Origin of the sequence: Pseudomonas turukhanskensis (assembly GCF_027922365.1) — a bacterium.
In the GTDB taxonomy this organism is placed as follows: Bacteria; Pseudomonadota; Gammaproteobacteria; order Pseudomonadales; family Pseudomonadaceae; genus Aquipseudomonas; species Aquipseudomonas turukhanskensis.
In genome coordinates this window covers 313,176-334,248 of sequence record NZ_BSFN01000003.1, presented here as the reverse complement: position 1 = coordinate 334,248, position 21,073 = coordinate 313,176, and the positions used below count along the sequence as shown (strand labels likewise).

The window sequence follows — 21,073 nt, the reverse complement described above, 5'->3', positions numbered from 1 at the left end:
CGAACTCAAGTGCGCTTGCGCTGCTTGACCTCATACATCGCCTTATCCGCCGCATCCACCAACGCCTCCACGCTGCAACCGTCTTCGGGAAACTGGCTGACACCTATGCTTATGCCAACCTCCAGAGTGTGGCCGTCAATCTCGAACGGCTGGCAAATGGCGCTGGTAATCTTTTCAGTAAGGCGGTTTACCCGCTTACCGGCCATCTGCGGCAACAAGGCAATAAACTCATCGCCGCCCAGGCGACCGAGCACGTCGGTTCGGCGAATCGTGCTCAGCACCCGCTGTGCTACCGCCATTAACAGCTTGTCACCGACCAGATGGCCAAAGCGGTCGTTGACCTGTTTGAAGCGGTCCAGGTCGAGAAACAACAAGGTGAATACCTGGTTGGCGTTGCGCGCGTCGGCGATTTCCTGGCGCAACAGGTCCAGCAACAGCGCGCGGTTGGGCAGTTGGGTCAAGGCATCGTTGAACGCCAGGCGGTGCATTTCCTCTCGCTCGCCACCCAGGCTGCAATTGCTGTGCTGAATGGCCAGAAAATGAGTGATTGCACCCTCGGCGCTCAGCAACGGCGAGATCACTTGCTGCACCGTGTAGAGCTCGCCAGCTTTATTGCGCTCCACCAAAACGCCTTGCCAAGCCTTACCAGCCAGAATGGTTTGCCACATTTGCCGGTACACCTGCGGGCTCTGTTGCCCGGAACTCAGTTTGCGTGGCGTATGGCCGATCAGCTCATCCAGGCTATAACCACTTTGCCGGCACATTGCCGCGTTCGCCCATACCGTTGTCCCTTCCCGGTCGGTGATAAGTACCGCATTTCCCGCGCCCTCCACTGCGCGAACCAACAACTGCTCATGCTCACTCATCACGGTTCAGTCACCTACGTCGTCAATGGCCACGCCAGAGTGTTCAGCACCAACCTTAAGCAAGCCTGAGGTAGCAGCCTGAGCGGTCTGCGAAAAAAGACCACCTCGTATTATTCTCCGACTGCCAAACAGACATTTCTTAACGCAGATCAAGAAAGCACCGCTTGTTCCATTCAATCATCCAACCCGCGCGCGCTTAGACGCAGAAACGAGGCATGGATGAACGAACTCACCCGCAAGTGGTTAAAACGCACGGCCGTAGCAGGCATCGCTGCCGCAGCGCTAGCAGTGGCATGGCTGGTACTCAAACCCGCCGCGCCCGACCCCGGCTTTGCCAGTGGTAATGGCCGCATTGAAGCGACCGAGGTAGACGTGGCCAGCAAGCTGGCTGGGCGCATCGCCGAGATTCTGGTGGCCGAAGGCGATCAGGTCAGCGCCGGCCAAGTGCTTGCGCGCATGGATACACAGGCGCTGCAGGCCGAAATTCTCCAGGCACAGGCCCAGTCGCAACGGGCGCGCACGGCCAAGCTCACCGCGGCGGCCTTGGTGGCACAACGCGACAGCGAAAAAATCACCGCCCAGGCCGTTGTCGCCCAACGGCACGCGGAACTCACCGCTGCGCAAAAGCGCTTTGCCCGCACCGAAATTCTGGTGAGCCGAAATGCCATGGCCAAACAGCAACTGGACGACGACCGCGCCGTGCTGGAAAGCGGCCAGGCCGCCCTGGCTGCCGCCAATTCTCAGGTGGTTACTGCCCAGGCCGGAATTGAGGCAGCCAAGTCTCAGGTGGTGGAGGCGCAGGCGACCATTGACGCCGCCAACGCCACCGAACAGCGCCTGCAAGCCGACCTTGCCGACACCGAACTCAAAGCACCGCGCGATGGCCGTGTGCAATACCGCATCGCTGAAGTGGGCGAAGTGATTGGTGCTGGCGGAAAAGTGCTGAACCTGGTGGACCTTGGCGATGTGTACCTGACGTTTTTTCTGCCCACCGACCAGGCCGGGCGCGTTGCGCTGGGCAGCGAAGTGCGGGTGATCATTGATGCCGCGCCGCAGTACGTGATTCCCGCCACCGCCAGCTATGTCGCCAGCGTGGCGCAGTTCACGCCCAAAACCGTGGAAACCGCCAGTGAGCGGGAAAAGTTGATGTTCCGCATCAAGGCACGCATAGACCCTGCATTGCTGCGCAAACACCTCAGCCAAGTGAAAACCGGCGTGCCGGGCGTCGCCCATGTCCGCCTTGACCCGCAAGCCCCATGGCCGGCGGCGCTGGAAGTGAAGGTGCCGCAGTGACGGCTGAGCGCAGCTGGGCGGCGCGTTTACACGATGTAGGGCTGCGCTATGGCAAAACCACCGCGCTGGACGGCATCACCCTGGATATTCCCGCCACCGGCATTGTCGGCCTTATCGGCCCGGACGGAGTTGGCAAGTCCAGCCTATTGGCCTTGGTTGCTGGCGCGCGGGTGGTTCAGCAAGGGCAGGTCATCGTGCTCGGCGGCGATATAAGCGACCCCGCTCACCGCACTGCCGTGTGCCCGCGTATTGCCTACATGCCCCAAGGCCTGGGTAAAAACCTGTACCCCACGCTATCGGTGTTCGAAAACCTGGACTTCTTTGCCCGCCTGTTCGGCCAGGGCAAGGCTGAGCGCCACCGGCGTATTGCCGCTCTGCTGGCAAGCACCGGGCTCACCGCGTTTGCCGAACGGCCAGCGGGCAAATTGTCCGGCGGCATGAAGCAGAAGCTGGGCCTGTGCTGTGCCCTGATACATGACCCCGATTTGCTGATCCTCGATGAGCCCACCACCGGCGTCGACCCGCTGGCGCGCAACCAGTTCTGGAGCCTGATCGCGGACCTGCGCGCCCGCCGCCCTGGCATGAGCGTGCTGGTGGCCACCGCCTATATGGAGGAAGCCGAACGCTTCGATCATCTGCTGATGATGGACGCCGGCAAGGTATTGGCCAGCGGCACGCCCTCAAGCATTCGCCAAAAAACCCAGTGTAAAACCCTGGAGGCCGCCTTTGTCGCACTGCTGCCGCCAAGCCGCCGCCGTGGTCATCAGCCGCTGCAAATCACACCGCGTCCCTGCCCCAACGGCGAGCCAGTCATTGCCATTGAAGCGCGCGAACTGACCTGCCGGTTTGGTGCGTTCACGGCGGTGGACAGCGCCAGCTTTCGCATTGAGCAGGGGGAAATTTTCGGTTTTCTCGGCTCCAATGGTTGCGGCAAATCCACCACCATGAAAATGCTCACTGGCCTGCTGCCGGCCACCTCCGGGCAAGCCTGGCTGTTTGGCAAAGCGGTTGACCCAAACGATCTGAACATTCGCCGGCGGGTGGGCTATATGTCCCAGGGTTTTTCGCTGTACAGCGAACTTACCGTGCGGCAGAACCTGGTGCTGCATGCCCAACTGTTCCATGTGCCGCGGGGCGAAATTCCCGCACGGGTGGCCGATGCAGCGCAGCGTTTTGGGCTTGATGAGGAGCTCGACACCCTGCCCGACCGCCTGCCGCTGGGCATTCGCCAACGCCTGTCGTTGGCAGTGGCGCTGATCCACAAACCCGAGGTGCTGATTCTCGACGAACCCACCTCCGGGGTAGACCCGATAGCCCGCGATGCTTTCTGGCAGCACTTGCTTGACCTGTCGCGCAACGACGGCGTGACCATCTTTATTTCCACCCACTTTATGAATGAGGCCCAGCGCTGCGACCGCATTTCGTTTATGCACGCTGGAAAAGTGCTGGTCAGTGGCGCGCCCACTCAATTAACCCTGGAGCGCGGTCTGGACACCCTGGAACAGACCTTTGTGGAGTATCTCGAAGAAGCCGCCGGCGCCGCCGCCGTGGTGCCGCCGGTTGCTGAACCGGCACCGCTCGAGGTGCCCGCCAACGCCCCGGCGCGCCAGCAGCGCTTTAGCGCACGCCGCCTATACAGTTACGCCCGGCGCGAAACCATGGAAATTCGCCGCGACCCCATCCGCCTGACCTTGGCGGCGCTGGGTACGGTGCTGCTGATGTTTATCATGGGCTACGGCATCAGCCTGGACGTGGAAGACCTGTCGTTCGCGGCCCTAGACCGCGACCAGACCACCACCAGCCAGGCCTATTTGCGCAGCTTTGCCGGTTCGCGGTACTTCATCGAACAGGCGCCACTGCGCGACTACGCCGACCTGCAAGCGCGCCTGCAAAGCGGTGCCATTGCCCTGGCGCTGGAGATACCGCCGAACTTTGGCCGCGACCTTAAGCGTGGCGCGCAACCCACAGTAGCGGCCTGGGTAGACGGCGCCATGCCGATGCGCGCCGGCACCATCGAAGGCTATGTCAATGGCATTCACGCAAGCTACCTGGCTGAGCTCACCCACAACAGTGGCGGCCTGGCGGGCGTAGAGGTGCGCTACCGCTACAACCCCGATGTACAGAGCCTGCAGGCCATGGTGCCGGCGATTATCCCGCTGTTGCTGATGATGATTCCGGCCATGCTCACCGCCCTGGGGGTGGTGCGCGAAAAAGAGATGGGTTCGATCATCAACCTGTATGTCACCCCGGTTACGCGCCTGGAGTTTCTGCTGGGTAAACAGCTGCCCTATGTGGCCATGGGCATGCTCAATTTTCTGCTGATGTGTGCGTTGGCCGTCTGGGTGTTTGGCGTGCCGATGAAGGGCAGCCTGCTGGTGTTAAGCCTGGGGGCGTTGGTGTACATCGGCACGTCCACGGGGCTGGGGTTGTGGCTGTCGACCTTTATGACCAGCCAGATTGCCGCGGTTTTCGGCACCGCCATCGGCACCCTGCTGCCGGCCATTCAGTTTTCCGGCTTGATTAACCCGGTGTCGTCGCTAGAGGGCTTTGGCGCCTGGGTGGGCAAGGTGTATCCCACGGCGCAGTTTTTAACCATCAGCCGGGGTGTGTTTTCCAAAGCCCTGGACCTGCCCGCGCTGGCCCCCTACTTGCTCCAACTGCTGATCACGGTGCCCGTGCTGATTGGCTTGAGCGTGGTGTGTCTACGCAAGCAGGAGCGCTAGCCATGACCAGCCTGTTGAATATTCTGCGCTTGGGCATCAAAGAGTTTCGCAGCCTGTACCGCGATCGGGCGATGCTGATACTGATCGTCTGGGCTTTTTCCTTTGGCATCTACACCGCCGCCTCTGGCATTCCCGAGGCGTTGCACCATGCGCCGCTGGCGATTGTCGACGAGGACCAGTCGCCCCTTTCGGAACGCCTGCGCCATGCCTTCCAGCCGCCCTACTTTCTGCCGCCGGCAGAGATTTCCAGCCAGCAGATCGACGCCGCCATGGACAGCGGCCGCTATACCTTCGCCCTGGATATTCCACCGGACTTTCAGCGCGACGTGCTCGCCGGTCGGCGCCCTGCCCTGCAACTGAACGTGGATGCCACCCAGATCGGCCAGGCGTTCACCGGCGCCGGCTATATCCAGACCATCGTGGCCAGCGAGGTGGCGGAATTCGCCCAACGTTATCGCGGCGCTGCGCCGACGCCGGTAGGCCTGGTCATGCGCATGGAGTTCAACCCCAACCTGACCCAGGCCTGGTTTACCTCGGTGATGCAGTTGATCGACTACATCACCATGGTGTCGATCATCCTCACCGGCGCGGCACTGATTCGCGAGCGCGAACACGGCACTATCGAACATTTGCTGGTGATGCCCTTGCGGGCGTTCGAAATCATGCTGGCCAAGGTTTGGTCGATGGCGCTGGTGGTGTTGGTCGCCACGGGGTTTGCCGTGTATGTGGTGGTGCGCAGCTGGCTGGCGGTGCCCGTCATAGGCTCCATACCGCTGTTTCTACTGGGTACGGCGCTGCACTTGTTTGCCACTACCTCGATGGGTATTTACCTGGGCACCGTGGCCCGCTCCATGCCGCAACTGGGACTATTGAGCATTCTGATTCTGTTGCCTTTGCAACTGCTGTCCGGCGGTGCCACACCGCGCGAAAGCATGCCGGAACTGGTGCAAACCCTGATGCTTGCTGCGCCCACCACGCACTTTGTGAGCTTTGCCCAGGGCATTTTGTACCGCGGCGCCGGGCTGGCAATTGTGTGGCCGCACTTTTTGGCCATTGCCGTGATTGGCGGGTTGTTTTTTACTGCCGCGTTGCTGCGCTTTCGCAGCGCAATCACCCGCATGGCATGAGCATTTACAGCGTGCCCTGAAGCCAGGCAGCCAGCGCCATCAGCAGCAGAATCAATAGCTGCGCGGGAATGATATAGCCGGCGAATTTCCGCCCGCCTGCGCCCCAGGCCAGCGCGCATTTACTCAGGGTGTTACTGCTTAGGGCCAACAGCACTGGCAGGGCCATGGCTTGAGCCGTCAACTGCCCAGCATCCACCAGAGAGGCCACTGCAGCCGTGGGTGCATGGGCGTCGGCAAACCCACCCACCAGCATGGCCACCAGCAGCCCCCGCTCACCGAACAGGTGCTGCATGACGGCGCCCAGCAGCATCACCCCACCCATCAGCACAGTGAGCATCACCGCTTTGCTGGTCTCGAACGCACCGCCAACAGCAACCCCCTCACGGGTGTCGGCCGCTTCACGACCACGGGCCAGCCATCCGGCAATGCACCCGGTGGCCATTGCGCCAGCCGCCAGCGGCGCCAAAAAGTCTATACACAACTCGGTATCGACCGCGCCCAGAATCAGGCCAACCTGCACAAAGGTAGCCAGATTGGAGAGCAATGCGGCGGCCGCCAGCGAGCGCACGTGTTCGGGTGTACGCTTGGCCACCGCGCCCAGGCTGGCGATAGTGGCGGCACTGGAAGCAAACCCCGAAGCCACCGCGCTGACGGCATAGCCATAACGCACGCCCAGGGCCCGCACGGCGATATGGCCGATGGCGCCGACGGCCATCAGCATCACCGTCAGGGCACAGAGGTTGCGCAGGTTAAGTGCCCCATAAGGGCCTATGTAGCGGTCGGGGGCCAGGGGCAAAATCACCAAGGCGGCGGTCAACAGAATCAGCCCATCGCGCACTTCCAGCGCGCTCAGTTGATGACGCACAAACTGGTGCAACGGTTGGCGGTAGGTCAGCAGCGCCGTCATGACCACGGCCAAGGCACCGGCCAATGCGGCATTGGAGGTGCACAACGCGCCGAGCAGCAGCGTGGTCAGCAGCGCGATCTCGCTGGTGATGCCCGGGTCGCTGCTTTGGCTTTTAAGGTAGGCCACAGTCACCAGCAGAGTCAGCGCCACCGCCACGGCTGCCAGTAGCACCACACCGATCTGATTACTTACAAAGCCCAGCAGCGCGGTAATGGCAAAGGTGCGCAGCCCGGCGCAGGCTCGCTCGGCACCATGGCCTTTGTGCCGCTCGCGCTCCAGGCCCACCAGCAAACCAAGCCCCAGGGCGACAGCGCCATTGGCGAAGCCGTCGAGCTCAGCGAGCGCCATGGTTTAACTCGAGCGCGCCCCAGGGGCGGCCGCTACAACTGGCATTGGTGGACAATTTCACTGAACTCGCCGCTGGGGTAATGGCTGTCGAAACCCAGCTTTTTCACCAGGCGATGCAGGTGGTAGTTGGTGGCCTCATCGGTGGCGGCCATGCGGGTAAAGCCATTGCGCCGTGCGGCATCCATAAGATGGACCATCAGCAGTCGGCCCAGGCCTTTCTGTTGCCAATCATCGGCCACCACCACGGCGAATTCGCAGCATTGATCCTCGGTCTTGGCATAGCGGGCTACGCCGATTTCGCGAAGCTCACCATTGTCATGAACCAGGGCTACATAGGCCATTTGCAACGGGTACTGCACGTTCATCAGCTGTTCCATCAACGGCAACGGCGGCTCGTTGAAGCTGCTGGAAAAGCGCGCGCGCCGCGACTCGGCCGACAAGCGTTTGATAAAGCTAAACTCCCGCTCGCGGTCTTGCTCTTGCAAGGCGCGAATCAACACATGGCTGCCGTCTTTGAGGGCTTCGATCCAGTGTTCGCCAATGGCGCCCTGGTTCAAGGCGGACAGATCAGTGAGGCTGGTGTGAGTCGTGGGCATGGCGCTCTCCAAGGTGAGGCGAAACAGCAAGGACAAAACCTGTGCCTGCCATGTAAAGCGCTAACGGCGTAGGCCGTCTGATCTAAATCAACCAGCCTCAAACGGCCAGAATGCCGCAGGGCGAGCGGTACAGCAGGTGCTCGGTGGTACTGCCCACCAGCTTATTCATACCGGAACGATGCACCCGCCCCATCACCACTACATCGGCACGCAGGCGCTCGGCCATTTCTGCCAGCACCTGCAGTGGCGAGCCAACCTGCAAGTGGCAGAGGTCGCGGCTGATGCGGTGTTGCTCGGCCATCATGTAGAAGGTTTTTTCCACCTCGACTTGCACATGAGCCCACAGATCTGCCCAGTTCAACGTGCTGCCGGTGGCGTCCGCGAAGTACACGCTACTCAGGTCCAGGGCATGTATCAGGTGCAGTTGCGCGTCAGTCTGCTCGGCCAGGCGCTGGGCCTGCCCGATGATGCGTGCGTTAAGGCCGTTGCGTAGCGCATCGGGGCTGGCCGCATCGACGGCAGCAATAATCACCTCGGGCCGCGCATGCCCTGCTGGGCCGATCAAGTGCACGGGCACGGGGCATTGGCGTAGCAGGTGCCAGTCCAGTGGCGTAATAAAGGTTCGCTTCAGCACATTTTCATGCTGAGTGTCCTTGATCAGCATATCCGCTTGGCTGTGCTCAACTTGGTCAAGGATCGTCTGCACCAGCGCGTCGTTCCACGTCACCTCGGTGGTAACGGTAATGCCCTGGCTACGCAGCAATTGCGCTTCATCGCGCAGCCAGTCGTTGAGGGCGTCCAGATGGCAGCTGTTGGCGCTGTCCTGAATTTCTTTTTCTAAAAAAGGCAGCATGTCCGGTACTTTTTCGAACACCGCCAGATGCAAGCTGGCGCCGCTGGCGAGGGCCAACTGCGCAGCGCGTTTGATCGCCAAACCGTGGCGCATCACTGGGTTGGCGACCAGCAGCAGGCGTTGATACGGGTGCATACGGCACCTCCGGTAGTCCGTTGAAGGAACGCCGGCAGGGTGGCCGACGCCTTCACGATGGCGTTGGCGCGGGCGGTACACCTTGATAAAAATCAATATGACCGGGCACGCGTTCACCGAACAATCAGCGAACGACTGGCGACAGACACGCCGCGCGCCCAATCACTGCCGGGGGGCAACCATGCTGCTGGTGACCTTGATCAATATGCTGGTGGTGGTGGCGGCCGTAGTCATTCACTACGAGTGTCTGCTGCGCCTGAATAACCTGCTGCCGCACCTGAAGGTCTGGCACCGGTTCCGCATCGTGTTTGGCGTGCTGGGTGCAATGGCCGCGCATGCCATTGAGGTATGGGGATTTGCCCTGGCGTATTTTCTGATGATCAAACGCGGCAACTGGGGAACCCTGGCAGGGAACTTCGACGGCACCCTCACCGACTGCGCTTACTTTTCCTTCACCACCTTTACCACCATCGGCTTTGGCGATATCGAACCGGTGGGCCACCTGAAATACCTTACCGGTCTGGAGGCCCTGACCGGCTTGGTGCTGATTACCTGGACGGCGTCCTTTCTGTTCCTGGAAATGCAGCGCTATTGGGCCATCAAATAAGCGCTGCCTTGCGGCCGTATTGCACTTGGGCCTGCAACCCGGACAGGTCAAGAATCTCCATGACCCGCCCCTGGTAGGCAATCAAACCCAGGTCGCGCAAACGCGCCAGGCTGCGGCACACCGTTTCCAGCCGCAGGCCGAGGTAGGAGGCAATGTCCTCGCGGCTCATGCGCAGCAGGTAGCCATGGGCTGAGTAGCCGCGGTTCACAAAGCGCTGAGAGAGCCCCACGAGAAAGGCGGCCAAACGCTCATCGGCGTTATGGCAGCCCATCATCATCAGCATTTCATGGTCACGCACGATCTCCCGGCTCAGCATACGGTTGAGGTTGTGCTGCAACGACGGGAACTCGCCGGCCAGACGCTCCAGGCGGGTAAATGAGATGGGGCATACTTCGCTGTCTTCCAGGGCAAAGGCGCTGCAGGCATGACGCTCGGTACTGATGGCGTCCAGGCCAAGGATATCGCCGGACATCAAAAACCCCGTGACCTGGCCACGGCCATCGGGGCTGACCAGCGTGGTTTTGAACGAGCCGAAGCGCACCGCATACAGATTTTGCAGGGGCTCTCCGGCATGAAACAGGCCAGCGCCCTTCTTCACCCGGATACGTTGGGAAATCAGCGTATCGAGCCGTGCGGTTTCATCACTGGAAAACCCTAGCGGCAGGCAAAGGCTATGCACCGCGCAGGTGCTGCACGCCGTAGCCATCGGATGGACATGGATGGGAATGGCGCCTTGCTGCGTGGTGCATGCCACAGCTTGGGCAGCGACCGGGGCAGACTGATTGTCGACTTTATACATAGGGAAGCCTCAACACGCGACGGTAAATGTACGGGCCGATGGTTTCAGGCACTTACCGCCGATCGTTTGACCGGACGTTTGCCACTGCGAATGTCGGGCTTGGGCGCCTCGGGAGGCAGGCGCGGCAGGGGATGAGGGGCCTCAATGCGCTGGCGCAACAGGCTGACAAAGGCTTGCGCTTGGCCCTCTGAGTTGAAAGGCACCGTGTACTCATCCATGCGCACCATACAGCGCTGGCCAGCTTTGCTGTGAGTTATTGCAATGAACATGAAAAGTCTCCTTTCTGATCACGCCGTAATGGCCACTTTCAGCTCCCGATCGCGCTGATGGGCAACAGCTCGCAGGCGTTGCCGCCGGGGCATAGGCCGCTAACGCTGCCGAAAACAGCCGCTTTTACACGCGGCACCGCATCTGTTCGAGGGGAAGTCTGGCATCAGACTGCTCCTACAAACCTGTAGGAGCATTGATCGAGATCATGGGAGCAGCATCGCGCTGGGCAACACCGCGACCACCGCTCGCCGGGCGGTACAGCATGACCAGACTTGACGTTGATCAAATCCGCCCGGACGCACGCTTGCACACTCCTCTCCCTGAAGGCGGAGTCTGCCCGCCTGTTATCGCGTGAGGTGTCCCATGTCTGCCCAGCCCGTTTGCGCCCCCCATCGCCTGCTGTTGATCGCCCCGCCACTGCTGGAAAAAGACCTGGCCTTTGACCGGGCCAGAATGCTGGCCAAAGCCAAAGGCAGCGCCCTGCATATCGTTGCCTTTGACTACCTGGAAGGCTTGGCTACCGCGGGCCTGGTGAATGAGCAGGCACTGCATAGCCTGCAAACCGACTATGTGGAGCGTCACCATCAGTGGCTGCAAGCCCAGGCGCAGGCCATGCGCCTATCCGATATCGAGGTGACCGTCGAGGTGCAGTGGGTGGAGGACCCGCTGCCGGAGATCCTCGCCCATGTGCAGGAAATGCCAGCCAGTCTGGTGATCAAGGCCGTGCAACCGGTGTCGTTGCTCAAGCGCACGCTGTTTACGCCCCTGGACCTGCACCTGGCGCGTCAATGCCGTGTACCGATGCACTTTGTGGCCAGTGCTGAACATGCCATGCCCCGACGCGTTATGGCCGCCGTCGACCCGTTCGACGCCAGCGCCGAACAGCAGGCCTTTAACGAGCAAATCATTTACGAGGCCCTGAAGCTGGGCATGCAGTGCAAGGCCGAGGTACATCTGGTGTACGCCTACGACCTGTCATCCATGGCGGCGGCCGACGGGGGGGTTGCCAGAGGTGCGTTGCTGTCGGCATCGGTGTTCACCCAACAGTTCTACGACGCGCAAGTTGAGGCGTTCAATGCCCTGGCCGATCGCAACGGTTTTCCCGTGGCGAACCGGCATATGGTGCTGGGCAGTCCCGGGCGCGCCTTGAGTGACTTTGCCCGAGACCAGCAGATGGACGTCGTCGTCATGGGCCGCGTCCACCGCCACGGCTTGCTGAAACTGCTTGGCAGCACGGCAGACCACTTGCTCTACACCATGCCCGGCAGCGTGTTGATGTTGCCGTTTGCCGCCCATTGAACCTGTAGGTGCCAGCCAACAGCCGCTTCAGAAAGCCTTAAGGTTGGCCCCGACATACTGCACGCGACGCCGCAGCCACACGCCGCTGCGGGAAGGAATTATGCGATGCCTCCTACTTCTAAAAACACACTGATAAAAATTGAAGTTGAGCAGTTGCGCATTGGCATGTACGTGGTGGAACTGGACCGGCCATGGCGCGAAACCGCCTTTCTGTTCCAGGGTTTTCTGCTGCAAACCAGCCACGAACTGCGTGCGGTGCAAGCGGCATGCAACTTTGTGTGGGTAGACAGCCAACGCTCGCACAGCACCCTAGAGTGGGCGCCGGCCCAAGCGGCAGCACCGGCGCAGGTGCAGGCGAAAATCCGCAAAGTGGATTTCTTTCAGGAAATTGCCACCGCACTCCCCGCCTGGAACGCCGCCCATGCCGAGTCGCTGCGGCTTCTGAACGCTGTGAAATTGGGGCACGAGCTGGACGTGACGGCCGTCAAGGCCGTGGTGAAAGAGTGTGTGGACAGCATATTGCGCAACCCGGCGGCGTTGTTGTGGCTGGCTCGGATCAAAAACAGCGACCTGTACACCGCCGAACACTCCTTACGCGTATGCATTTTTGCCATCGCGCTGGGCCGTGAGCTGGGCATGTTGCCGCTGCAACTGGAAGAAATCGGCGTGTGCGGCATGCTCCATGATGTCGGCAAGATCAAGGTGCCCAACGAAATCCTCAACAAGCCCGGCGCCCTCACCGCCGACGAACTGGTGATTATGAAGGCCCATGCCGACCATGGCCGGCGCCTGTTGCTGAGCAACCAGCAAGTCACGCCGGCCACGGTGGACGTGGCCTATTCGCACCATGAGCGTCTGGATGGCAACGGCTATCCGCGCGGCCTGGAGGCCAGCCGAATTCCCTATAGCGCCAAGATCATTGCCGTGGTCGACGCCTATGACGCCATCAATAGCGACCGCATTTACAGCAAAGGCAAATCCAGCCTGGAGGCGCTGCGTATCCTGTTCGATGCCGCCGGCAGCCATTTTGATGAAGACATTGTCGGCACCTTCATTCATCTGATGGGCATCTACCCGCCTGGTGAGATTGTCGAGCTCAACAATGACGAGGTGGGGATCATTATTGGCTGTGCCCCGGACAACAAGCTCAAACCGCGCCTGCTGGTGGTGCTCGGCCCCGACAAGCAGCCATGCCCGGAGCGGGTGGTCGATCTGACCCGCCATCCCAAAGATGGCGACGGCAGAGAACTGCGCGTGCGCGAGGTGGCGTGCTCGGGCGCCTATGGCATCGATATCGAACATTACCGGCGCAAGGGCTTGATCATTCCCTGAGGCCAGCACAATGGCCGTGCCGGCCTACGCGAGCGCAATAGTTCCGACACTTTCCGGGCGCTGAGCTAGCCTCACAACGATGTCCACGGTTTACTCGGATGGAAATGCCATGTTTTCGGAGCTACGCGGCAAACCTGCAGTTGTACTGATCGTCGACGACCAGCCCTCCAATATCAAAATTCTGCGCGAAGCCATACGCGACTTCGGCGAGGTTTACTTTGCTACCAGCGGCAAAGCGGCACTGGAGCTGGCTCAACGCTGCCTTCCCGACGTAGTGCTGCTGGATATCGAAATGCAGGACATGGACGGTTATGCGGTGTGCGCCAAGCTCAAAGCCGACCCGGCGCTGAAAGACGCCGCAGTCATTTTTGTTACCTCCCACACGGGAGTGGAATTCGAGCTGCAAGCCCTCGCCCATGGCGCCGTGGACTTTCTGCACAAACCGCTGAATGTGCCAGTGGCGCGGGCGCGTATTCGCAGCCACGTGCAGTTGCACGTCGAAGCCCGAAAACTGCTGGAAGCCAGCCGCGACCTGGAAGACCTGCTTGAGCATCTGCCGGCATTTATCGCCTACTGGAGCGCAGAGCTGACCAACCTGTTCTGCAACGACCGCCACGGCAGCTGGTTTGGTGTTGCCGCTCAGCAGATGCAGGGCCAACCCATGGCTGCCATTCTGGGGGAGCGTAATACCCAGGTCATCACTCAAGACCTCGAGGCGCTGCAACAAGGCGCCCCGCTAAATTTCGAAATCGAGTTGGCCACGCGCCACGGAGAAAACCGCTACGCCCAGGTCACGCTGATTGCCCGGCGCAATGGCAGCGAGCGTCCGGACATCCTTATGCTGTTGACCGATGTCAGCGCCCGCAAATTGGCCGAACACGCCAAGCTGGACTTTCTCCATCGCCATGACGCCCTGACCCACCTGCCCAATCAACTATTTTTGCGCGAGCACACCCAAGGCCTCCTCGATAAACACAATGGCCAGGGCCTGGTGGGCATGTTGGTGCTGGATATCGACCATTTCAAAACCATCAACGACACCCTGGGCCACGCCACCGGCGACCGTCTCTTGCAGCTGATGGCGGTGCGGTTGAAACATCTCTGCCGTAACAGTGACACCCTGAGCCGACCCGGCGGCGACGAATTTGTAATTCTCGTGGGCGAGGCACAGAACTCAGCGGCGCTGAGCAGTTTTGCCGAACGTGTGCTGCATGCCATGAGCGAACCTTTCTGGCTGGAAAATCAGCGCCACGACCTGCATGTGAGCATCGGCATCAGCGTTTTCCCCCACGACAGTGCCGACGTCCAACTGCTTTTCCGCCATGCCGAAACCGCCATGTACCAGGCAAAACAGGAAGGCCGGCACCGGTGGCGATTTTTTAGTGTTGATACCGAAAACGATCTGCGCGCCCGGCATCAGCTCGAACGGCAGTTGCGCGAGGCGATTCACCTCGAAACGTTCGAGGTGCACTACCAGGCCAAGGTGGACTGCCGTCTGAATCAGACCGTGGGGGTGGAAGCCCTGATACGCTGGCCGAACCCCCAAGGTGACCCCGTGCCCCCGGCGCGGTTTATTCCGTTGGCCGAAGAAACCGGGCTGATCCTGCCCATCGGCCAATTCGTTCTGCAACGCGCCTGCGAGGACGGGCGCAAGTGGCAAGACCTGGGGCTGAATATCTGCGTCAGCGTAAACATCTCGTACGTGCAGTTTCGCGAGGCTACGTTTCTGCAGATGGTCACTGAGGTGCTGGAAAGCACAGGCCTGCAACATCATCTGCTGGAACTGGAAATTACCGAAGGCGTATTGGTCACCGACTTCGGTCACGCCCTGGAAACGCTGACGCACCTGCATCAATTGGGCGTGCGTATTGCCATCGATGATTTTGGTACCGGCTACTCCAACCTCGCTTACCTCAAGCGCTTCCCCATCAACGTATTGAAGATCGACCAGAGCTTCGTACGTGACATGCTCGAAGAACGCACCGACCTGGCGATTGTCGAGGCCATCATCCATATCGCCCAGGCGCTGGAACTGGAACTGGTAGCCGAAGGCGTAGAAACTTCGGCGCAAGCCGACCTGCTGGTGGCCAAAGGCTGTGCGGTGATTCAGGGCTATCTGTACAGCCGCCCCGTCATTGCCGCCCGGATGACTGAATTTTTAACCCACGCTCTCCCCCTCTCGCCGTGACGTCCCACGCTGCGCAGGCCTGCACATGAACCCATGGATAGCGCTTACCTTTGCCGTTGGCATCAGCCTCAGTGCCGCAGCGGCGTGGAATGCGCAGCGCATCAATGATCGGCACACACCGCAAGCGTTGAAGATCGAACTGCAGGAAACCGCCGACGCTGTGGGTCGTCGCATACACCTTTACCAATTTGGCTTGCGTGGCTTGCGCGGCGCCATTCACGCTGTTGAACAGCAGCAGCTGTCCTACGCCGGTTTTCAGCGCTATAGCCAAACCCGTGACATCAGCCATGAGTTTCCTGGTGCTCGCGGCTTTGGTGTTATTCGCCGCGTTCCCAGGACTGAAGAAGCAGCATTTGTCGCGCAGCAACGCCGCGACGGCCAGCCCGACTTCAGCATTCACGAATTCAAACCCCACGACGGCGAGCGCTTTGTGGTGCAGTACATCTCGCCGCAGGGGCCGAACCAGGCCGGCTTCGGCTTGGACATCGCCTCGGAACCCACGCGACAAAAGGCGGCCCAGGCGGCCATGCTGACGGGCGAGGCACAGATCACCCCGCCCATCCTGTTCTACAAAAGCGTCAGCGAAAGTGAAAACGCCTTTCTGATGCTGCTGCCGGTGTACCAGAGCGCCCAGACCCCAGACACCGTTGCTGAACGCTCCGCCACAGCCATTGGCTGGAGTTACGCCTTGCTGGAAATTGACGACATGCTGCAGAACCTCGGCGTGTACCAGACGGGCCTGGGCCTGCGGTTGTTCGATATTACAGATGCCTCGACGGGCAGCGTTTTCTATAACAGCCCGCAAGCCCGCGACGAGCAAACCGTGATAGCCAGCCAAAGCGTGGAACGGGAGATTTTCGGCCGGCGTTGGCGCCTGGAAATGCAGGCTTACCCGGCCTTCATCGCCTCCCTCAACCAGACGTCACCGCGCCAGGTGTTCTTGCTCGGCGTGTTGATCAGCGTATTGGTGACCGCCTTGCTGCTGATGCTGGCCAATCTGCGGCAACGGCAAATGGACATCTTTGCCGACCAGGCGCGTTTGGCAGCCATCGTCGAAAGCTCCTCCGACGGCATCATCGGCAAAGACCTCACGGGTGTGATCACCAGCTGGAACAAGGGCGCAGAATCGATCTTCGGCCACAGCGCCGAACAGGCCGTCGGCCATCGCCTGGCCGACCTGTTGGTACCGCCGAATTTGCAGGCCCAGGAGACCGATATTCTGGCGCACATCAATCGTGGCGAGCGCGTGGCCCATTTCGAAACACAACGCTTGCACCGTGACGGCCACCTGGTGGATGTGTCGGTGGCCGTAGCGCCCATCCGTGATGCCACTGGCGTGATTATCGGGGCGTCGAAAACAGTGCGCGATATCACGGCACAGAAAGCCGCTGAAGCCTCCCTGCAGCGTCTTTATGCGGATATGGAGCGTCAGGTCGCCGAACGCACCACCGAGTTGCAACAGGCCAAGCTACAGGCCGACTCGGCAAATGCCGCCAAATCGTCGTTTCTGGCCAATATGAGCCATGAAATCCGCACCCCGTTGAACGCTGTGCTCGGCATGCTGCAATTGCTCCTGCATACCACGCTCAACACGCGCCAACTGGATTACGTGGACAAAGCAAAATCCGCCGCCAGCTCGCTCTTGGGCCTGCTCAACGACATTCTTGATTTTTCCAAGATCGAAGCCGGCAAATTGCAGCTCGAAGTCACTCGCTTTGAACTCGACACCTTGATGCGCAACCTGGCCGTGGTGTTGTCGGGCAACCAGGGCGAGAAGGAGGTCGAGGTGGTATTTGACCTCTCCCCTACGCTGCCCAGCGTCTTGGCGGGCGATAGCCTGCGTTTACAACAAATCTTGATAAACCTGGCCGGCAACGCGCTGAAATTCACCCACGAGGGCTATGTGATTGTCAGTATCACCAGCATTGCCCAAAGCGATAGCGACGTGGTGTTGCGCATCGCCGTGACCGACACCGGCATTGGCATCGCCAAGGAGCACCAGGCGCATATTTTCACTGGCTTTGCCCAGGCCGAAGCCTCCACCAGCCGGCGCTTTGGCGGCAGTGGTCTGGGCTTGGTGATTTGCAAGCGCCTGGTCGAGTTGATGGGCGGACAATTGCAGCTTCTCAGCGAGCCCGGCCAGGGCAGCCGATTTTGGTTTGATTTGGGCTTTGCTGTGGAGTCCGGCAGAACCCTTGAGGCTGATTGCGAGACCACCGACCAGCGCCTGCGTGTGCTCATAGCAGATGACAACCCGGTGGTGGCTGAATTGATGCAGCACACTGTAGAGGCCCTGGGCTGGCAGGCCGATGTGGTTTACGACGGACGACAAGCCGTGAATCAGGTGCGCCAGGCGCAGCCCCACCAGCCGTACGATGTAGTACTGATGGATTGGCGTATGCCTGAGCTGGATGGCGTCAGCGCCGCGCAGATGATTCACGATGACACAGAGTCCGAGCGCCAACCGGTGGTGGTGATGATCTCGGCCTATGGCCGCGAATTGCTGGCCCAGATGCAGCAGATTGCCCACTCCCCGTTTATCGACTTTCTTACCAAACCGGTCACCCCCCAGCAATTGGCGCACACGGTGAAACAGGCGCTGTCGGGCAATGGCAAACCGGTGCTGGAAACCATTAATCCGCCAACACTGCACAACCGATTACGGGGCTTGCGCCTGCTGGTGGTGGAGGACAACGCCCTCAATCGACAGGTGGCCGCTGAACTGCTGGCCAGCGAAGGCGCGGTTGTACAACTGGCAAAAGACGGCCTGCAAGGCGTGACAATGGCGCTCGACAGCGAGCCGCCTTTCGATGCAGTGATAATGGATATCCAGATGCCGGGCATCGACGGTTATGAAGCCACTCGACGAATTCGCGCCGAGCCACACGGGGCACATTTCCCCATTCTGGCCATGACCGCCAACGCCTCGGCTGCCGACCGCAGCCAGTGCTTGGCAGCAGGCATGAACGAGCATGTGGGCAAACCCATCGACATTAATCAGTTGGTCGAGGCCCTCTGCCGCTTGACCGGCCACGCTGGCAGCAAGGTTGGCCTGCATTCACCCTTACCGTCGCCCTCGAACGACCAACTGATTGAAGACGGGGGCTCAATACTTAGCCGCTTCGGCATGAACCTCGACTTGCTGCAACGATTGCTTGAGGACTACCAACAAGATGCTCTGGCACTGCTCAGCACCTTGCACCAGCACGTGCAGCGCCAAGACAGCGATGGCCAGCGGGCCGTGCTGCATGCCTTGAAAGGCAGCTCCGGCAGTATTGGCGCAACGGCGCTGTACCAGATGGCAGGCGAACTCGAACAACAACTCAGAAATCAGCCGGAAAGCGGCGCGCCGCCGCTCATTAACGCGTCCATCGAACACCAGTTAAGGCAACTGTTGACGCAATCGGTCGAACAGTTACGCACCTGGCTGGCGACCTTGGACACGCCCGACACTCACCAGAACAAAGCACAAATCGCCATGCCGACTGCACTGTGGCATGCCAAGCGGCACACCCTGTTGGCGCTGTTGGATGCCGGCAATATGCGCGCCCTTGAACTGGTCGAGGAGCTTGCCCGCGCCAACCCGCCTGCTGGTTTCGAAGGCGTTGTCCAGCAGGTTCATGCACTGATGTTCAACGCCGCCGCGCAACGCCTGCGCGAGTTAGGGTAAACGCTCCTAAAGCATGCGTTTGAGCACGTCGTCGCGCACGACCACGTGGTGCCAGATCGAGGCGACAACATGCAAACCGATCACGTAGTAAAACGCCGTACCCATCCACACGTGCAGGTTTTCCAGCGTGTGCGCCAAGCCCTTGTTCAGCTCAAATGGCGAGGCGATAAGCAGGCTGCCCAGCGGGATGCCGCCGCGTTCGAGTAACACCACCAGCACCCCCAACAGCGGCTGCAGCAGCAGAAAACCATACAAGGCCACATGGGTCAGGGTTGCCAGCGCTTTGACTGGCGGCTTGAGCGGCGGTGTCACAGCCGGTACCGGGCGGCGCAGGCGCACCAGCACCCTGGGCAAAACCAACGCCAGCACCACCAGGCCAACCCAGAAATGGCCCTGAACAAACAAGGTTTTCAGCGCGCTGCCCTTGGGGAACCAGCCGCGCGTGGTGATTAGCACGTAGGCCAGAATGACCAGCCCCGCCATCAGCCAGTGCAACCGGCGGGCACTTGGGCTGTAGCGCGGCGCCGCTGGCGTAGCGCGAGGCGGGACGGGAAGGGTTTCAACAGTGGAACGCATTGGATTGGTCATATGCCCCTCGGCGAGTGTGCGGCCAGACAAGCTGGCCATCGTTGGTGAGGGGAGTATTGGTCGACTGTCTTAACGCAGTCTGAAGCGCGAAATTAAGTGTTGGAGGCACTGCTGTGGGGAATAAACAAGGTGGCCACTAAACCTCCATCCGAGTGGTTTACCAGTTCAATACTGCCGCCCAGGCGGTTGGCGATGGTTTGCACAATGGACAAGCCAAGGCCCGCACCGTTGGGGTTGTCGCAGCTGTAGAAACGCTCGAACAGGCGCTCGACCTTTTCCTCGTTTACGCCGGGCCCATGATCACGCACACAAATGCGATAGCCCGTGTCGCGCCGGCTGAGCACCACGGTCACCTCCCCCGCCGGCGGGGAAAAGTTTGCTGCGTTGGTGACCAGGTTCTGCAGGGCAATGCCGATGGCCTCGGCGTCGCTACGCAGGGTGTATTGCCCCGGCGCTACGTCCAATGAAAGGTCCAGGCCTTTGCCCAGCGTCCAGGGAGTGAGCTCGGCGAGGGTTTGGCGGACCACACTGTCGATCTCCATGGGCTGCCAGTTGTGCCGGGCGGTCTCGGGCTCCACACGGGCCATGATGAGCAATTGGTTAACCACTCGGCTCAAGCGGTCTACCCCACCGAGTAAAAACTGCAAGGCCGCGTCACGCTGGCTCTCGTCGGTGGCCTCCAAGGCGTTCTGCACATGGATGCGCAAAATCGCCAAGGGCGTGCGCATTTCATGGGCGGCATCGCCGATAAAACGGCGTTCGCGTTGTATCGAATGCTCGATCTGCGACAGCAAGCGGTTGATCGCCGCCTGCATGGGCTCGAGCTCTTTGGGCAACGGCACCAATTGCAACGGTTCAAGGGACTCGGCGTGCCGCGCGCGGATAACCTGGGCCATGTTCTGCAGCGGCTTGAGACCCCAGCCGATGGCCAACCACACCAGTATCGCCAGCAACACAATGCCGATCAGATTAGGAATCAACGTGTGGCGCACAATCCGGTCAACCAGGTCCTGGCGAACGTCGTCGCGCTCACCTACCCATATCCGTAGCCCATGCTCCTCGTCCGGCAACAGGAAACCATGCCAACCGACACCGTTCACATCCAGGCTGGAGAAACCCACGGTCGCTGGCGGCTGCTCCAACACCGGCATACTCGCCGAGCGCACCAGGCTTTGGCCTTTGAGGTCCCACACCTGAAAGGCCATTTTGCCCTCATAGGGGTGGCCAATCTTGTGGTGGCCGGCCTGGCTCAGCGCATCATTGAACGCTTGGTATAGCTGCTGGCGTTGCTCGTCGGGTAACGGCATCTGCACTACGCCTTGCAGCAGCCGCGCGCTTTGCGCCAGCTGGGCGTCGTAGATTTCCGTGATTTCGTGTTTGCTGTCGTGCAGGTTGTACGCGGTGATGGTCAGCGTACCGAGCACCAGCAACGCCAGCACCAGCCACAGGGTGCGATGACGCAATGAAGTCAT

At 60.6% G+C, this 21,073-nt stretch carries 16 protein-coding genes; 8 read left to right on the top strand and 8 right to left on the bottom strand.

The window, feature by feature from the left end; all coding sequences use genetic code 11:
- Window positions 1-5: 5 nt before the first annotated feature.
- A complete protein-coding gene (locus PKE98_RS07895) occupies window positions 6-866 on the bottom strand; it encodes a diguanylate cyclase domain-containing protein (protein ID WP_271194715.1) in 861 nt (286 codons plus the stop codon).
- 219 nt (window positions 867-1,085) lie between these two features.
- Here PKE98_RS07895 and PKE98_RS07890 point away from each other — a divergent pair, with 219 nt between their 5' ends.
- From PKE98_RS07890 to PKE98_RS07880, 3 genes are read left to right on the top strand one after another with little or no spacing between them, the layout of a single operon-like run.
- Window positions 1,086-2,159, top strand: coding sequence for an HlyD family secretion protein (locus PKE98_RS07890; RefSeq protein ID WP_271194714.1), 1,074 nt, complete (start codon window positions 1,086-1,088; stop codon window positions 2,157-2,159).
- A complete protein-coding gene (gene rbbA / locus PKE98_RS07885) occupies window positions 2,156-4,882 on the top strand; it encodes a ribosome-associated ATPase/putative transporter RbbA (RefSeq protein ID WP_271194713.1) in 2,727 nt (908 codons plus the stop codon). The genes PKE98_RS07890 and rbbA overlap by 4 nt, the downstream gene beginning before the upstream one ends.
- Window positions 4,883-4,884: 2 nt before the next feature.
- The gene (locus tag PKE98_RS07880; RefSeq protein WP_271194712.1) at window positions 4,885-6,009 is read left to right on the top strand and encodes an ABC transporter permease; all 1,125 of its coding nucleotides are present in this window, start codon (window positions 4,885-4,887) and stop codon (window positions 6,007-6,009) included.
- A 4-nt stretch (window positions 6,010-6,013) separates the two neighbouring features.
- Here PKE98_RS07880 and PKE98_RS07875 read toward each other — a convergent pair whose 3' ends face one another.
- From PKE98_RS07875 to PKE98_RS07865, 3 genes are all read right to left on the bottom strand, one after another.
- A complete protein-coding gene (locus PKE98_RS07875) occupies window positions 6,014-7,264 on the bottom strand; it encodes an MgtC/SapB family protein (protein ID WP_271194711.1) in 1,251 nt (416 codons plus the stop codon).
- A 32-nt stretch (window positions 7,265-7,296) separates the two neighbouring features.
- Window positions 7,297-7,860: a GNAT family N-acetyltransferase gene (locus PKE98_RS07870; protein ID WP_271194710.1), complete on the bottom strand. Its 564-nt coding sequence runs from the start codon at window positions 7,858-7,860 to the stop codon at window positions 7,297-7,299.
- Between the two features lie 97 nt (window positions 7,861-7,957).
- Window positions 7,958-8,848 (bottom strand): universal stress protein, encoded by an 891-nt coding sequence (locus PKE98_RS07865; protein ID WP_271194709.1) that lies wholly within the window; start codon window positions 8,846-8,848, stop codon window positions 7,958-7,960.
- Window positions 8,849-9,029: 181 nt separating this feature from the next.
- On the opposite strand from PKE98_RS07865, the gene PKE98_RS07860 reads away from it, so the two are divergent.
- Window positions 9,030-9,455, top strand: a complete 426-nt coding sequence (locus tag PKE98_RS07860; RefSeq protein ID WP_271194708.1) for a potassium channel family protein — start codon at window positions 9,030-9,032, stop codon at window positions 9,453-9,455.
- Here the strand turns inward: PKE98_RS07860 and PKE98_RS07855 are convergent.
- Both PKE98_RS07855 and PKE98_RS07850 read right to left on the bottom strand, forming a co-directional pair.
- Window positions 9,448-10,161 (bottom strand): helix-turn-helix domain-containing protein, encoded by a 714-nt coding sequence (locus PKE98_RS07855; protein ID WP_271194866.1) that lies wholly within the window; start codon window positions 10,159-10,161, stop codon window positions 9,448-9,450. The two genes, PKE98_RS07860 and PKE98_RS07855, sit on opposite strands and share 8 nt — an antisense overlap.
- 137 nt (window positions 10,162-10,298) lie before the next feature.
- Complete coding sequence (locus PKE98_RS07850; protein WP_271194707.1) at window positions 10,299-10,523, bottom strand: hypothetical protein; 225 nt, start codon at window positions 10,521-10,523, stop codon at window positions 10,299-10,301.
- Between the two features lie 364 nt (window positions 10,524-10,887).
- Between PKE98_RS07850 and PKE98_RS07845 the strand changes: the two genes are divergently transcribed.
- From PKE98_RS07845 to PKE98_RS07830, 4 genes are all read left to right on the top strand, one after another.
- A complete protein-coding gene (locus PKE98_RS07845) occupies window positions 10,888-11,823 on the top strand; it encodes a universal stress protein (protein WP_271194706.1) in 936 nt (311 codons plus the stop codon).
- A 105-nt stretch (window positions 11,824-11,928) separates the two neighbouring features.
- Complete coding sequence (locus tag PKE98_RS07840; protein WP_271194705.1) at window positions 11,929-13,155, top strand: HD-GYP domain-containing protein; 1,227 nt, start codon at window positions 11,929-11,931, stop codon at window positions 13,153-13,155.
- Between the two features lie 109 nt (window positions 13,156-13,264).
- Window positions 13,265-15,343 (top strand): putative bifunctional diguanylate cyclase/phosphodiesterase, encoded by a 2,079-nt coding sequence (locus PKE98_RS07835; protein ID WP_271194704.1) that lies wholly within the window; start codon window positions 13,265-13,267, stop codon window positions 15,341-15,343.
- Between the two features lie 25 nt (window positions 15,344-15,368).
- Window positions 15,369-19,013: a CHASE domain-containing protein gene (locus PKE98_RS07830; protein WP_271194703.1), complete on the top strand. Its 3,645-nt coding sequence runs from the start codon at window positions 15,369-15,371 to the stop codon at window positions 19,011-19,013.
- Between the two features lie 6 nt (window positions 19,014-19,019).
- On the opposite strand, the gene PKE98_RS07825 is transcribed toward PKE98_RS07830, so the two are convergent.
- Both PKE98_RS07825 and PKE98_RS07820 read right to left on the bottom strand, forming a co-directional pair.
- Window positions 19,020-19,601, bottom strand: a complete 582-nt coding sequence (locus PKE98_RS07825) for a cytochrome b (RefSeq protein WP_271194702.1) — start codon at window positions 19,599-19,601, stop codon at window positions 19,020-19,022.
- 92 nt (window positions 19,602-19,693) lie between these two features.
- A complete protein-coding gene (locus tag PKE98_RS07820; protein WP_271194701.1) occupies window positions 19,694-21,073 on the bottom strand; it encodes a sensor histidine kinase in 1,380 nt (459 codons plus the stop codon).